Here is a 13,151-nt window from a genome sequence, read left to right as displayed (position 1 = left end):
ATGCGTCCGGGCCCGCACACTCTCGACCACCAAGCCTAACGTGTTTCGCTGTGCGAATCGTCGAAGCCATGCGCCTCGGGCGGCGTGATCTGAGTACCGTGGGGGTATGGAGTTCTCCGGTGAGTCGCCCACAGTCGATCTGACGTATTCCGACGTGTTCCTGGTGCCGCGACGATCGGCCGTCACCAGTCGCCTGCAGGTCGATCTGGCGCCGCAGGACGGCACCCCGGCGACACTGCCGCTGGTCGCCTCGAACATGAACTCCGTCACCGGTCCGCGACTGGCGGCCGTGCTGGCGCGCCGCGGCGGCCTGGGAGTGCTGCCGCAGGACATGGCCCTGCAGTCGCTGGATGCCGCCATCCGCGACGTCAAGGCGCAGCCGGTGCTGTGGGACACCCCGATCGTGCTTCCCCCCGAGGCGACCGTCTCCGATGCGCTCCGACTGATGCCGCCCACTGCGGGCCACGGCATCGTCGTGGCGCGCGGCACCGCCCCGTACGACGGAGGCAGCATCGTCGGAGTGCTGCCGGCGACGAGGCTGGCCACGGCGCTCGCCGATGCGCAGCTCGGAGACCTGGTGCACGCCGGGACGCCGTCGCTCGACGCGGACGACATCGGGTCCGAGAGACACGCGTTCGACGTGATCACCGATGCCGGGGTCGAGATGGTCACGATCGTGCACCATGGTCACCTCGTCGGCACTCTGAGCGCCCGCAGCGCACTGCGCTCGACCCTGTACCGCCCGGCGCTGGACGGCGACGGACGTCTGGCGGTCGCCGCAGCCGTCGGGATCAACGGCGACGTGGCGGCGAAGGCGGAGGCGCTCGCCGCGGCCGGAGTAGACGTGCTGGTCCTCGACACCGCGCACGGTCACCAGGAGGGGATGCTGAAGGCCCTGGGTACCGTCGCGGAGCTGGGACTCGGGATCCCGCTCGTCGCCGGCAACATCGTCACCGCCGACGGCGTCGAGGACCTCGTCTCCGCCGGCGCCACGATCCTCAAGGTGGGCGTCGGGCCGGGGGCGATGTGCACCACCCGCATGATGACCGCAGTCGGCAGACCGCAGTTCTCCGCGGTGCTGGAGACGGCCGAGGCAGCCAGGGAGCTCGGCGCTCACGTCTGGGCCGACGGGGGAGTGCGCTACCCGCGGGACGTCGCTCTCGCGCTCGCCGCGGGAGCCGCATCCGTCATGGTCGGCTCCTGGTTCGCGGGCACGATCGAGGCGCCGGGCGAGCTGCAGAGCGATGCGGACGGGCGGCTCTTCAAGGAGTCGTGGGGCATGGCGTCGACCAAGGCGGTGCAGGCGCGGTTCGGACGCCTCGACGCCTATGAGCGGGCTCGCAAGGAGCTCTTCGCCGAGGGCATCTCCTCGTCGAAGATCTACCTCGATCCGCTGCGCCCCGGTCTCGAGGATCTCCTCGACATGATCACTTCGGGGGTGCGCTCGTCGTTCACCTACGCGGGAGCCTCGACCGTCCCCGAGTTCCACGATCGCGCGCTGGTCGGGCTGCAGTCCGCCGCCGGGTATGAAGAGGGCAAGGCGCTGCCGGTGAGCTGGTAGACATCCCTGTCAGCACGGCGATCCCGTAGAATCGTGGACACCATGGACGACCCTCCCAGTTGCAGTACATCGCCCCACAGCCCGCTCCTCGCTAGCGAGGGGAATCTCTGATGGACTACATCCTGCTGGGCGTGGGGCTTCTGCTCACTGTCGGCACCGGACTGTTCGTCGCGAGCGAGTTCGCACTGGTCAATCTGGACCGCGCGGACCTCGAGGCTCGACAGGCTCGGGGCGAATCCCGTCTCTCGCTCACGATCAGCGCCCTCAAGCACACCTCGACGCATCTGTCGTCCGCCCAGCTCGGCATCACCCTGACGACGCTTCTGACCGGATACACGATGGAGCCGGCGCTGTCGAACATCCTCGGCCCGACCCTCGTGGCGTGGAAGATCCCCGAGGCCGCTGTCGCCCCGATCGCGACGGTCGTCGCGATGCTGGTGGCCACCGTGCTGTCGATGATCCTGGGCGAGCTCGTGCCGAAGAACTTCGCGCTGGCGCTGCCGCTCGCGACCGCGAAGCTCGTCATCCCGTTCCAGATCGCGTTCACCACGGTCTTCAAGCCGGCGGTCGTCGTGCTCAACGGCAGCGCGAACGGCGTGCTGCGCAGCATCGGCATCGAGCCGAAGGAGGAGCTCTCCGGAGCCCGCAGCGCGGAGGAGCTGTCGTCGCTCGTCCGCCGCTCCGCAAGCGCAGGACTGCTCGAGGCCGACACCGCCAGCCTGCTCGATCGCACTCTGACCTTCTCGCGGCTCACCGCCGCCGACGTGATGACGGCTCGGCCGAGCATGCACGCGCTCGCGGTGGGAGATTCTGCGGATGACGTCATCCAGCTGGCCCGTCGCACCGGTCACAGCCGGTTCCCCGTCTACGACGACGATCTCGACGACATCACCGGTGTCGTCCACCTCAAGGCGGCGATCTCGGTGCCGCGCGATCGCCGCGCCGAGGTGCCGGTGGGCGCCCTCTCGACCGATCCGCTCCGGGTCCCGGAGACCGTGCACGTCGACGCGCTCATCTCCGAGCTCCGCGCGCGCGGCTATCAGCTGGCCGTCGTGGTGGACGAGTACGGCGGCACAGCAGGGCTGGTGACACTCGAGGACCTCGTCGAGGAGCTCGTCGGAGAGGTGTCGGACGAGCACGACCGCACCCGCGCCGGAGTCGTCCGCGGACGCGACGGCATCACCTTCCCCGGCGAGCTCAGGCCGGACGAGCTCCGGCGACGCGCCGGGGTGGAGGTCCCCGAGGGCGATGTCTACGACACCGTGGGCGGATTCGTGATGAGCGTCCTGGAACGCGTGCCGTCGGTCGGCGACGAGGTCGACCTCGACACCGGCAAGCTCCAGGTGGTCCGCATGGACGGGCGACGCGTCGACCGCGTCAGGTACGTCCCGAGTCCGGATCAGCCGGGAGAGGTGGTCGGACGATGAACGACTGGGGAGGACTGGCCTGGCTGGTCGTGCTGCTCGTGGCGAACGCGTTCTTCGTCGGCGCCGAGTTCGCGGTGATCTCCGCGCGCCGCTCGCAGATCGAGCCGAAGGCCGACCGCGGGTCGCGCGCTGCCAAGACCGCGCTCTACGCGATGGAGCACGCGACCCTGATGCTCGCGACCTCGCAGCTCGGCATCACCATCTGCTCGCTGCTGATCCTGAACGTCTCGGAGCCGGCGATCCACCACCTGCTCGCCGTGCCGCTGCATGCGGTCGGCTGGTCGGACGGCGTGGTGGACGCGGTGTCGTTCACGATCGCGCTGCTGATCGTGTCGTTCCTGCACGTGGTGTTCGGAGAGATGGTGCCGAAGAACCTGGCGTTCTCGGTGCCGGATCGCGCTGTCCTGATCCTCGCGCCGCCGCTCGTGCTGGTGTCGAAGGTCTTCATGCCCGTGATCTGGCTGCTCAACGCGGCCGCGAACGGGGTGCTGCGGCTCTTCCGCGTCGAGCCGAAGAACGAGGCGGCGTCGACGTTCACGCTCGACGAGGTCGCCACGATCGTCGATCAGTCGCGTCGCGAAGGTGTCCTCACCGATACCGCGGGCACCGTCGCTGCGGCCGTGGAGTTCACCGACAAGAAGGCCAGCGACGTGGCCGTCCCGCTGAGCGACCTCGTGACGCTGCCGCAGTCGACCACTCCGGACGACATCGAGAAGGCGGTCGCGCGCTATGGATTCTCGCGCTACGTGATCGTCGATGACGAGGGCGTGCCGGTCGGATACGTCCACCTCAAGGACATCCTGCGGGCATCCGACGGTCCCGGTGCGGCGGAGAAGCTCGTCGAGCCCCTGCCGTCCAAGCGGATCAACCACATGGTGCCCGTACAGGAGGACACCGACCTCGAGGATGCTCTGGCGCTGATGCGCCGCGCCGGTCGTCACCTCGCCAAGGTACGCGACTCGCAGGGCCGCACCACCGCCGTGCTCTTCCTGGAGGACATCCTCGAGGAGCTCGTCGGCGAGGTGCAGGACGCGACCCGTCGCATCCGAGGTCACTGACTCACGAGTACGACGAAGCCCTCCGATCCTCGAGGACCGGAGGGCTTCGTCGTGGGTGCGCGGGTCAGCGCCAGTGCGCGCGCTCGTACTGCGGGGGCCAGGCGATGTCGGCGCCGAGCTCATGGGCGGCGCGCAGGGCGAAGTGCGGATCCCGCAGCCACTCACGGCCGGCGAAGACGGCATCGGCCGAGCCCTCGGCGAGCACCTGCTCGGCCTGCGCGGCAGCCGTGATCAGTCCGACCGCAGAGACCGGGATGCGTCCGCCCTGACGCACGGTCTCCGCGAGCGGCACCTGATAGCCGGGGAACACGCTGATCTGCTGATGGGCGACCAGCCCGCCGCTGGAGACGTCGATGAGGTCGGCGCCGCGAGCCGCGGCCCATTCCCCGACGGTCGCCGCCTCGTCCGGGGAGAAACCGCCCTCTGCGTGGTCGGTCGCCGAGATCCGGACGAACAGGGGCACACCGTCTCCGGCGACCGCACGGATCGAGTCCACCACTCGCAGGAGCAGCCTGGCGCGGTTCTCGAGCGACCCGCCGTACTCGTCCTCGCGCCGGTTCGACAGGGGAGAGAGGAACTGGTGCAGGAGGTAGCCGTGCGCGCCGTGCACCTCCAGCACGTCGAAGCCCGCGTCCAGTGCACGACGCGCCGCCGAGGCGAAGCCCTCGACGACCGCCTCGATACCGTCGGCGTCGAGCGCGGTCGGCTCTGCGAAGCCGTCGAACGCGATGGCCGAGGGGGCTGTGGTGGTCCAGCCGCCGTCCGCCTCGGGGACAGATCCGCGCTCCGCGGCCCACGGCCACCAGGTCGACGCCTTGCGGCCCGCGTGCGCGAGCTGGATGCCGGCTGCGGCGCCCCGCGCATGGATCGCGTCCACGATCGGGGTCCAGGCGTCGCGCTGCTCGTCGTTCCACAGACCGGCATCGCGCGGCGAGATGCGCCCCTCCGGCACCACTGCGGTCGCCTCGGCGACGATCAGGCCGGCGCCGCCCGACGCGAACTGGGCGAGGTGGGTATGGTGCCATTCCTGCACCACGCCGTCGATCGCGCTGTACATGCACATCGGCGACACCCAGAGCCGATTGCGGAACGTGAGGGATCGGATGGTGACAGGGGAGAAGAGAATGCTCACCCCTCGACGCTACTGCGCGGCTGGGGTGTGCCGGGTCGCCGGACTAACGTGGAGTCATGCCCGATGCACGCGACTGGACCCGCGAGGACACCGCACGATTCCTGCGGGTGCCGACGGCGGACGACGACAAGTACTCCCGCGGGGTCGTCGGACTGCGCACGGGATCGTCGGCATATCCCGGCGCCGCGGTGCTGGGCGTCGAGGCCGCCTGGCGTGCCGGAGCCGGCTTCGTGCGATACATCGGCGAGGGACGTGCGGCGGATGCGGTGATCGCTCGACGCCCGGAGACGGTCGTCAGCGCGCACGCATCCGGCGCGCGGGTCGGGGCGTGGGTGATCGGCTCGGGAACGGATGCGGCGCACCGCAGCGCGGCGGCGACGGCGGAGCTTCGGGAGCTGCTGGGCGGCTCGGTGCCGGTGGTGGTCGACGCCGGCGCGCTCGATCTCGCCCCTGACAGCACCGCCCCGCTACTGCTCACCCCGCATGGACGGGAATTCGCGCGACTCCAGGAGCAGCTGGGGTCCGAGGTGCCGGACGAACGCGCCGAGGCCGCGGCGGTCGTCGCTGCCGAGCTCGACGCCGTCGTGCTGCTCAAGGGAGCGCAGACCGTGATCGCCGACCCCGAGGGACACGTTCTGCGAGTGGGGGCCGGCACGAGCTGGCTGGCGACCGCCGGTACCGGCGACGTCCTCGGCGGGGTGCTGGGGGCGATGCTGGCAGCCAACCCCGATGCTCCGATCGCCGAGGTCGCGGCCGCCGGCGCCTGGCTGCACGGTCACGCCGGCAGGATCGCCGCCGGCATCGGCGAGGTCGGCGGTGCCCACGGGCATCCGATCGTCGCCCTCGATGTCGCCGAGGCCCTTCCTCGGGCGATCGCGGACGTCCTCGCGTGAGCCGCGCCTCGACCCTGCGGACGACCGCGCTGTGGAGTGCGTTCGCGGCCGTGCACGTCTGGATCGCAGTGGCGGGCTGGATGTTCCCGAGTCAGCCGATGGGCGATGTCGTGCTCGTCTATGAGCCGTGGTCGTCGGCGGCGCTGTCGGGGGGACCGGTGGTCGGCATCACCGAGACCTGGGTGTACCCGCAGCTGGCGCTGGTGCCGATGCTGATCGCCAAGATGCTCTCGACGCCGCTGATCGCCGTGCTCGACGCCTCACAGGCCTACCTCGTCGCGTGGGCGGTGCTCGTCACGGTCCTCGACGCGATCGCCTTCGCAGTGCTGCTCGGCCGCAGGCCCGTGCCGCAGCGGCGGGTCGCCGGCTGGTTCTGGACCGCCGCGCTGCTGATGCTCGGTCCGATCGCGATGTACCGCATCGATGCGATCACCGTGCCGGTCGCAGTGCTCGGCGGCCTGTGGCTGGTCGGTCGCCCCGCGCTGGCGGCCGTCCTGCTCACGGTCGGCGCCTGGATCAAGATCTGGCCGGGGGCGCTGCTGCTCGCAGCCGTAGTGGCGGTCAGGAGCCGGATGCGCGTGCTGCTCACCGCGACAGCCGTGACGGCAGGGATCATTCTCGTGCTGTGGGCGCTCGGCGCCGACTCCGAGATCTTCGGGTTCCTGACCGAGCAGACGGGGCGTGGACTGCAGATCGAGGCCGTCGCGGCGACCCCCTTCCTGTGGCTCGCCGTATCGGGTGCGGCGCGGATCGAGTACAGCTTCGACATCCTCACCTTCCAGATCTCCGCACCGGGAGCGGATGCCGTCAGCGCGGTGCTCACGCCGCTGATGGTGGTCCTGGTCCTGATCGTCGCCGCCATCGGCGGGCTGAAAGCCATGCGCGGCGCATCCTTCGCCCGGCTCTTCCCGCCTCTCGCGCTCACCCTGGTGGCGGCGCTCATCGTCGTCAACAAGGTCGGGTCGCCGCAGTTCCAGACCTGGCTGATCGCCCCGGTCATCCTGTGGTTCGTGTGGGATCGGGCGAGGGCGAACGTCCCCGCGGTGGTCGTGCTCGCGCTGTGCGCCCTCACCTGCCTCGTCTATCCGCTGAACTACGACGCGCTGCTCCGCGCCGAGGTGCTGCCGGTCGTGATGCTGACCGCGCGCAACCTCCTCCTCATCGTGGCTCTCGTCGTCGGCCTCCGCGCCGTCGTGCGGGTGCCCGCCCACCGTTCGTCGAGCCCCCGGGAGTGAACCCATGCTGATCGCCTTCTCCGTCGCGCCGAGTGGCGTGCCCTCCGACGGATCGGAGCGCTCCGATGCCTCGGTCCACGACGCGGTCGCCGCTGCCGTCCGAGTGGTGCGGGAGTCCGGACTCCCTCATCGCACGACGAGCATGTTCACCGAGATCGAGGGCCCGGACTGGGACTCGGTCATGGACGTCGTCAAGCGCGCCACCGAGGCCGTGATGCCCTTCGGGTCGCGCGTCTCGCTGGTTCTCAAGGCCGACATCCGTCCGGGGTACTCGGGCGAGCTCGACGCCAAGATCGAGCGACTCGAGGCGGCGATCGAGGAGTCCGACTGACGACGCAGTCGCTCGGAACAGGCGCAGCCGCGCTTCAGCCGTGCAGTCGCGCACCCTTCACGAGGCGGTCCACGGCGTTGCGCGGACCCCGCAGGGCGATGCCGACCAGATCGAGATCGTCCGCGGCGACGGCGGCGACCGCTGCGCGATTCGCCTCGTCATGCCCGGTCGTGAACAGCTCGCGAGTGTAGATCGCGATCGACACGTCCCCGCGTGCCAGGCTCTTGGCGCGGGCGGCAGCGAGCAGGGGCGCGGAGGCCGTCATCACGAGCACCGGCTGGCGGAGCATCGGAAGGTAGGTGTTGCCGTCGCCGTCGCGGTAGGGCTCGCCCGTGATGCCTGGCGCGCTCACTGCGACCCCCGACATGAGGAACGATGTCACGTTCAACTCCTGCCATGCGGCGAGGTCATCGCGCAGGAGGACCACCACCTTCGTGTCGAAGCGTGGGACGGCGTCGGAGGCGACCGGGAGGGATGCAGTGCTCATACCGTCCACGATCGCGGACGCACACGGTCCGGTCTTGTACGTTTCTTGCATGCCGGATTCCCTGCGCGCGTGGCATCCGCCGGTCCCCTCCGTCCGTGAGGTGTACCGGGCGGCCTTCGATCACGCGTACCCGCCGCATGCGCACGACGGATGGGCGGTCATGCTCGTGGACGACGGCGCGGTCTCCTACGATCTGGGTCGCGCCTCGCACATCGCCGCGCCCGGCGCTGTGACGATCCTGCCTCCCGGGATCTCACACGACGGCCGCTCGGCCGTCGACGGCACGATCTACCGCAAGCGCGTGGTCTCCCTCGACAGCGAGTGGCTGCCGGAACGCATGGCAGGACTCTCGGTGTCCCGCCCCACGGTGCGCAGCGTCGCGGCTGTGTCGGCAGCCAAGCGGATCCACAGTGCGCTCGCCGAACCGGGCGACCTCCTCGCGGCAGAGCACTGGACGCTCGCGGTACGGCAGCTCATCCTGCTCCACCTCGGCACCGGCGAGCGGCGCGTGGAGGACGCGCCGCTCTCGCGCCGCGTGCGCTCCCTCCTCGACGAGCGCTTCACGGAGTCGTTCACGATCGCCGAGGTCGCGACCGAACTCGGAGTGCACCCCAGCCACCTCGCACGGTCGTTCTCGCAGACCTACGGACTCGCGCCGCACCAGTACGTGCTCAGCCGCCGCGTCGACCTCGCGCGCCGGAGACTGCTGGAGGGCGCCGCCCCCGCGTCGGCGGCTGCGGAGGCGGGATTCTTCGACCAGGCGCACCTCACCAGACACTTCCGCCGGATCCTGGGGACGACACCTCGGGCATTCGTCAGCCAGTAGCATGGTCAGGTGAATCCCTCGACTGAATCGAGGGGTGCGGCGAAGTGGGCGCTCCTCTCCCTCGCCATCGGCAGCTTCGGCATCGGCATGACCGAGTTCGTCGTCATGGGCCTGCTGCCCAACATCGCCGACGAGCTGCTGCCGACCCTCTGGGCGAGCAGCCCCGAAGACGCACTGAGTCAGGCCGGCTGGCTGATCTCGCTCTATGCGCTCGGCGTCGTGGTCGGCGCCCCGACGATCGCCGGCTTCGTCGCGCGCTTCCCGCGGCACCGCGTGATGATCGGCCTCGCGCTCGCACTCACCCTGTTCAACGCCCTGACGGTGTTCCTCCCGACTTTCGAGCTGGTCGGCGCGTCTCGCTTCCTCGCCGGGCTGCCGCACGGGGCGTACTTCGGCATCGGCGCCCTCGTCGCGGCGGACGTGATGGGCCCCGGCAACCGTGCCAAGGGCGTGGCCTTCATCCTCACCGGTCTCACCGTGGCCAACGTGGTGGGCGTGCCGCTCGGGACGTTCCTCGGGCAGCTGTGGGGATGGCGGGCCGCCTTCGCCGTCGTCGCCCTCGTGTTCGCTCTGGCCACGCTGTGCATCGTCCTGTTCGTCCCGGAGCACCCCGGCTCGCCGGGTCGGACGATGCGAGAAGAGCTCGGAGTGTTCCGCATCCCTCAGGTCTGGTTCACCCTCGGCATCGGTGCGATCGGGTTCGGCGGATTCTTCGCCGTCTACAGCTACATCGCGCCGCTGGTGACCGAGGTGGCGGGGTCGCCGGAGTGGGCGGTGCCGATCGTGCTGGTGCTGATGGGCGTGGGGATGACGGCCGGCAACCTCGTCGGAGGCCACCTCGCCGACATCGATCTGCGCCGGACGCTCCTGTTCGGCCTGGCGGCCATGGCCGTCGTGTTCGCGCTCCTCGCCGTGCTGGCGTTCTGGATCATCACGCTGGCGCTCCTGGTGCTCATAGTCGGGTTCGTGTCCTCGGTGCTGAGCCCGACGATCCAGACCCGGCTGATGGACGTCGCCGGCGACAACCAGTCGATCGCGGCCGCGATGAACCACTCCGCCCTCAACATCGGCAACAGCCTCGGAGCGTTCCTCGGCGGTGTGGTGATCGCCGCGGGGTGGGGCTTCACCGCGCCGTCCTGGACGGGCGCTGCTCTCGCCGTCGCCGGACTGGCGATCGCGCTGCTCTCGTATCGTGCGGAAGCGCGGATGCCCGTGGGCGCCCGCGCCTGAGCCGTCGGAGCCGCCGTAGAGTGAGGCTGTGACCAGCGAGGATCCCACCGACGTCGACGATCTGCCCGTCGCCGGAACTGCCGTCCTCCTGCATCCGGCGGGGCGCGGTGTCGAGGTGCTGCTCATGCGGCGTCCCGAGCGAGGCTCGTTCGCCGGCGCGTGGGTCTTCCCGGGAGGGAAGGTGGAGCCGGGGGATCGTCGCGATCAGGCCGAGGAGTGGCAGGACGCGAGCCGCGCCGCTGTCAGGGAGACCGCCGAGGAGGTGGGTCTGGTCATCGCGGATCCGGTGCTGCTCTCGTGCTGGGAGCCGCCGGCGGAGGCGCCGGTGCGCATTCGGACCTGGTTCTTCCTCGCACGCGCGGTGGACACCGTACTGCGCCCCTCGCCGGACGAGGTCGAGGAGACCGCCTGGGTCAGCCCGGCGGAGGCTCTTGCCAGGCACGCCACGGGGGAGTGGACGCTGTACCCGCCGACGTGGGTGACCCTGCACCATCTCGCGGCATACGAGAACGCAGACGCCGCGCTCGCCGCAGCCGGGGTCGCGCGACACTTCGCCACTCGGGTGATCTCCTCGGCCGAGGGCACGGACTTCGCCTGGGACGGTCTGCGGCTGCGGACCGGATCGCTCCCGTGGAGACTCGAGGAGGACTAGCTCGCGAGCAGGCGTCGCAGGTGCGCGCCGACCGCCTCGGTCTCGATGAGGAAGCCGTCGTGCCCGAAGTCGCTGGAGAGGACGACCGCATCCGCTCCGTCGAGCGTGTTCGGAATGCTGCGTGCGATCCGGTGCTGCCCGTCGACGGGGAACAGGCGGTCGCTGTCGATCCCCAGCACCAGCGTGGTCGCCGTGACGGCCCGCAGCGCCTCTTCGACACCGCCTCTGTCGCGGCCGACGTCATGCGAGTTCATGGCTTCGACGAGCGTGATGTAGCTGTTCGCGTCGAAGCGTCGGGTGAACTTGTTGCCATGGAAGTCGAGGTAGGACTCCACGGCGAAACGGCCGCCGTGGCCGAGGGGAGACACGCCCGACTGCCAGGATCGTTGGAACCGCTGGTTGAGTTCGATCGGGCTCCGGTAGTTCAGCAGCGCCATGCGGCGGGCGAGGGCGAGTCCGCGGTGCGGGCCGTCTCCGTCCGCGAGGTCGTAGTACTCGCCGCCCTGGAAGCGCTGGTCCATCCGGATCGTCTCGAGCTGCACGGAGTTCAGCGCGATCTGGTCGGCGGTCGTGACCGGCGGTGAGGACAGCACGGCCAGCCTCTGCACGCGCTCGGGATGCGACACCGCCCATTCGAGGGCGTGCATGCCGCCCATCGAGCCGCCGACCACAGCGGCCCACGACTCGATCCCGAGTGCGTCCGCGAGACGCACCTGGGCTGCGACCTGATCGCGGATCGTGAGGTACGGGAAGCGGGAGGCCCACTCGTACCCGGAGGGGGCGATGCTCGCGGGTCCCGTCGAGCCCTGGCATCCGCCCAGCATGTTGGGGGCGATCACGAACCAGCGGTCGGTGTCCAGCGGCGCCCCGGGGCCGGTGACGGCCTCCCACCAGCCTGCCGTCGGATGCCCGGCACCCGCCTCGCCGCGCAGATGGCTGTCGCCGGTCAGGGCATGCAGCACCAGGATCGCATTGTCGCGGGTGGGATTCAGCTCTCCCCACGTCTCGTACGCGAGTCGGAAGCCGGGGAGCTCCGCTCCGCTCTCCGTCGCGAACGGACCGAAGGCGGCGAACCGCCGGCCGCCCACGGGGTCGCCGTCGCGCCAGGCTCCTGTCGCCGGAGGCCTGGCGCGGAGCAGCCGGACATCGGCCTCCGTCACCGGCGCCGAGGGCACAGTGTCTTCAGAGGTCGTCTGCCAGTCCATACTCCCCATTCTCGCGTGGCGAAGGGGGCCGCGCTCGAACGTTACGGTTTCGCGGGTCGGACCGCGAGGGTCGTCACGGTGGCGAGATGGTCGCTCTCGCCGACTCTGGTGGTGGTGGAGCCGAGCACGTCCGCGCCGCGGACGAAGACCTGGTCGATGCGGGCGAGGGGGAGTGCTGCGGGCCAGGTGAGACCCAGCGTGCCGTCGGTCGGCCTCACCCAGTCGAGCTGGGCGCGGATCGGGCCGAGTGCGGGATCGGCGGATGCGGCGTTGAAGTCACCGACCACCACGACCGACTCGGCCGCGTCCGTTGCGACGGCGTCGGCGATCCCGGAGAGCATGAGGTCGCGATCGTGCTGCTGCCCCGGGCGCACCGATGCCGCATGCATGACGTAGACGGCGACCTCGGCATCCGGCGTGTCGACGACCACTCGCAGTGCGCGCTTCCAGTCCAGCCCGAGCGTCAGCGGCTGCGCGTCTGTGAGAGGGAAACGGCTCCACAGCGCGACCGTGCCGACCGCGTACGAGTGCGGGTACTCGGCGGCCAGTGTCTCGCTCGCGGCGGTCAGGCTGTCGCCGTCGAGCTCGGTCAGAGCGACGATGTCGGCTCCGGAGGCGGCGAGCTCCGCCGCCGAATCCGCGGCGCCGCCGGAGTGCGCACGCACGTTCTGGCTCACGACCGTGATCGACGAGGAGCCTTCAGCGGCAGACGAGGCGAAGCCGGGTGCGGAGGGGGCGATCGCGAGCACCCACAGCAGCGCCGGAACGAGCAGCACCACCAGGACCCGCCTCGCCACGAAGACGGCGAGCGCGACCAGGACGAGCAGCACGAGACCGAGCCAGGGCAGGATCGCGGCGGCGGCTGTGCCCACCACGCCCGGTATCCAGGCGCATGCGATGGCGAGGATCAGGATGACCCCGACGGCGGCGACGGCACGCCCTGCGCGCGCGGAGGAGCGGCGGCGGGTCGGGTGATTCGTCGTGACGGCGATCGTGAGCTCCTCGGTCGGGCCTCTCATTCTCGACGGCCGACCCTGTGTGCCCGCCGAGCGTCGGAGCCGCACGTCGCGGCGGAACCTTGCAGCAGACGCACGGATGCCCCGAGCCGAAGCCC

13 protein-coding genes are annotated in these 13,151 nt (G+C 70.5%); 9 read left to right on the top strand and 4 right to left on the bottom strand.

Annotated elements, in window-relative coordinates; translation table 11 throughout:
- Positions 1-106: 106 nt before the first annotated feature.
- The 3 genes from guaB1 to BLW44_RS12150 all read left to right on the top strand — a co-directional run bounded on the left by guaB1 (position 107) and on the right by BLW44_RS12150 (position 4,046).
- Complete coding sequence (guaB1, locus tag BLW44_RS12160) at positions 107-1,561, top strand: GMP reductase (RefSeq protein WP_060926526.1); 1,455 nt, start codon at positions 107-109, stop codon at positions 1,559-1,561.
- Positions 1,562-1,671: 110 nt separating this feature from the next.
- Entirely contained in the window at positions 1,672-2,988 is a 1,317-nt protein-coding gene (locus BLW44_RS12155) for a hemolysin family protein (RefSeq protein WP_060926527.1), read from the top strand.
- Positions 2,985-4,046: a hemolysin family protein gene (locus BLW44_RS12150; protein ID WP_060926528.1), complete on the top strand. Its 1,062-nt coding sequence runs from the start codon at positions 2,985-2,987 to the stop codon at positions 4,044-4,046. The genes BLW44_RS12155 and BLW44_RS12150 overlap by 4 nt, the downstream gene beginning before the upstream one ends.
- Positions 4,047-4,110: 64 nt before the next feature.
- Here the strand turns inward: BLW44_RS12150 and BLW44_RS12145 are convergent, their stop codons facing one another.
- A complete protein-coding gene (locus tag BLW44_RS12145; protein ID WP_060926529.1) occupies positions 4,111-5,178 on the bottom strand; it encodes an NADH:flavin oxidoreductase/NADH oxidase in 1,068 nt (355 codons plus the stop codon).
- A gap of 56 nt (positions 5,179-5,234) precedes the next feature.
- Between BLW44_RS12145 and BLW44_RS12140 the strand changes: the two genes are divergently transcribed.
- The 3 genes from BLW44_RS12140 to BLW44_RS12130 are packed head-to-tail and all read left to right on the top strand — an operon-like array spanning position 5,235 to position 7,637.
- On the top strand, positions 5,235-6,071 hold the full coding sequence (locus BLW44_RS12140; protein ID WP_060926530.1) for an NAD(P)H-hydrate dehydratase: 837 nt from the start codon (positions 5,235-5,237) through the stop codon (positions 6,069-6,071).
- The gene (locus BLW44_RS12135) at positions 6,068-7,306 is read left to right on the top strand and encodes a hypothetical protein (protein WP_245647383.1); all 1,239 of its coding nucleotides are present in this window, start codon (positions 6,068-6,070) and stop codon (positions 7,304-7,306) included. Before BLW44_RS12140 ends, BLW44_RS12135 begins: the two co-directional genes overlap by 4 nt.
- Positions 7,307-7,310: 4 nt before the next feature.
- Positions 7,311-7,637 (top strand): thiamine-binding protein, encoded by a 327-nt coding sequence (locus BLW44_RS12130; protein WP_060926531.1) that lies wholly within the window; start codon positions 7,311-7,313, stop codon positions 7,635-7,637.
- 34 nt (positions 7,638-7,671) lie between these two features.
- On the opposite strand, the gene BLW44_RS12125 is transcribed toward BLW44_RS12130, so the two are convergent.
- Positions 7,672-8,124 carry a DUF2000 family protein gene (locus tag BLW44_RS12125; RefSeq protein WP_060926578.1) on the bottom strand — a complete coding sequence of 151 codons (453 nt, stop codon included), beginning with the start codon at positions 8,122-8,124 and terminating at the stop codon, positions 7,672-7,674.
- Positions 8,125-8,173: 49 nt separating this feature from the next.
- Between BLW44_RS12125 and BLW44_RS12120 the strand changes: the two genes are divergently transcribed.
- Genes BLW44_RS12120 through BLW44_RS12110 form a run of 3 tightly spaced genes read left to right on the top strand, consistent with a single transcriptional unit; the run spans position 8,174 to position 10,832 of the window.
- Complete coding sequence (locus BLW44_RS12120; protein WP_060926532.1) at positions 8,174-8,950, top strand: helix-turn-helix transcriptional regulator; 777 nt, start codon at positions 8,174-8,176, stop codon at positions 8,948-8,950.
- A gap of 9 nt (positions 8,951-8,959) precedes the next feature.
- Positions 8,960-10,180: an MFS transporter gene (locus tag BLW44_RS12115; protein ID WP_060926533.1), complete on the top strand. Its 1,221-nt coding sequence runs from the start codon at positions 8,960-8,962 to the stop codon at positions 10,178-10,180.
- 28 nt (positions 10,181-10,208) lie between these two features.
- Positions 10,209-10,832 (top strand): NUDIX hydrolase, encoded by a 624-nt coding sequence (locus tag BLW44_RS12110; protein ID WP_060926534.1) that lies wholly within the window; start codon positions 10,209-10,211, stop codon positions 10,830-10,832.
- Here BLW44_RS12110 and metX read toward each other — a convergent pair.
- Together metX and BLW44_RS12100 are read right to left on the bottom strand one after the other, a co-directional pair.
- A complete protein-coding gene (gene metX, locus BLW44_RS12105) occupies positions 10,829-12,037 on the bottom strand; it encodes a homoserine O-acetyltransferase MetX (protein ID WP_060926535.1) in 1,209 nt (402 codons plus the stop codon). The genes BLW44_RS12110 and metX overlap by 4 nt on opposite strands.
- A gap of 41 nt (positions 12,038-12,078) precedes the next feature.
- Positions 12,079-13,056, bottom strand: a complete 978-nt coding sequence (locus BLW44_RS12100) for an endonuclease/exonuclease/phosphatase family protein (protein ID WP_060926536.1) — start codon at positions 13,054-13,056, stop codon at positions 12,079-12,081.
- Between the last annotated feature and the right edge of the window lie 95 nt (positions 13,057-13,151).

Origin of the sequence: Microbacterium hydrocarbonoxydans (assembly GCF_900105205.1) — a bacterium.
GTDB lineage: Bacteria > Actinomycetota > Actinomycetes > Actinomycetales > Microbacteriaceae > Microbacterium > Microbacterium hydrocarbonoxydans.
The sequence above is the reverse complement of the archived record's forward strand: the minus strand, read 5'-3'. Positions and strand labels throughout refer to the sequence as shown.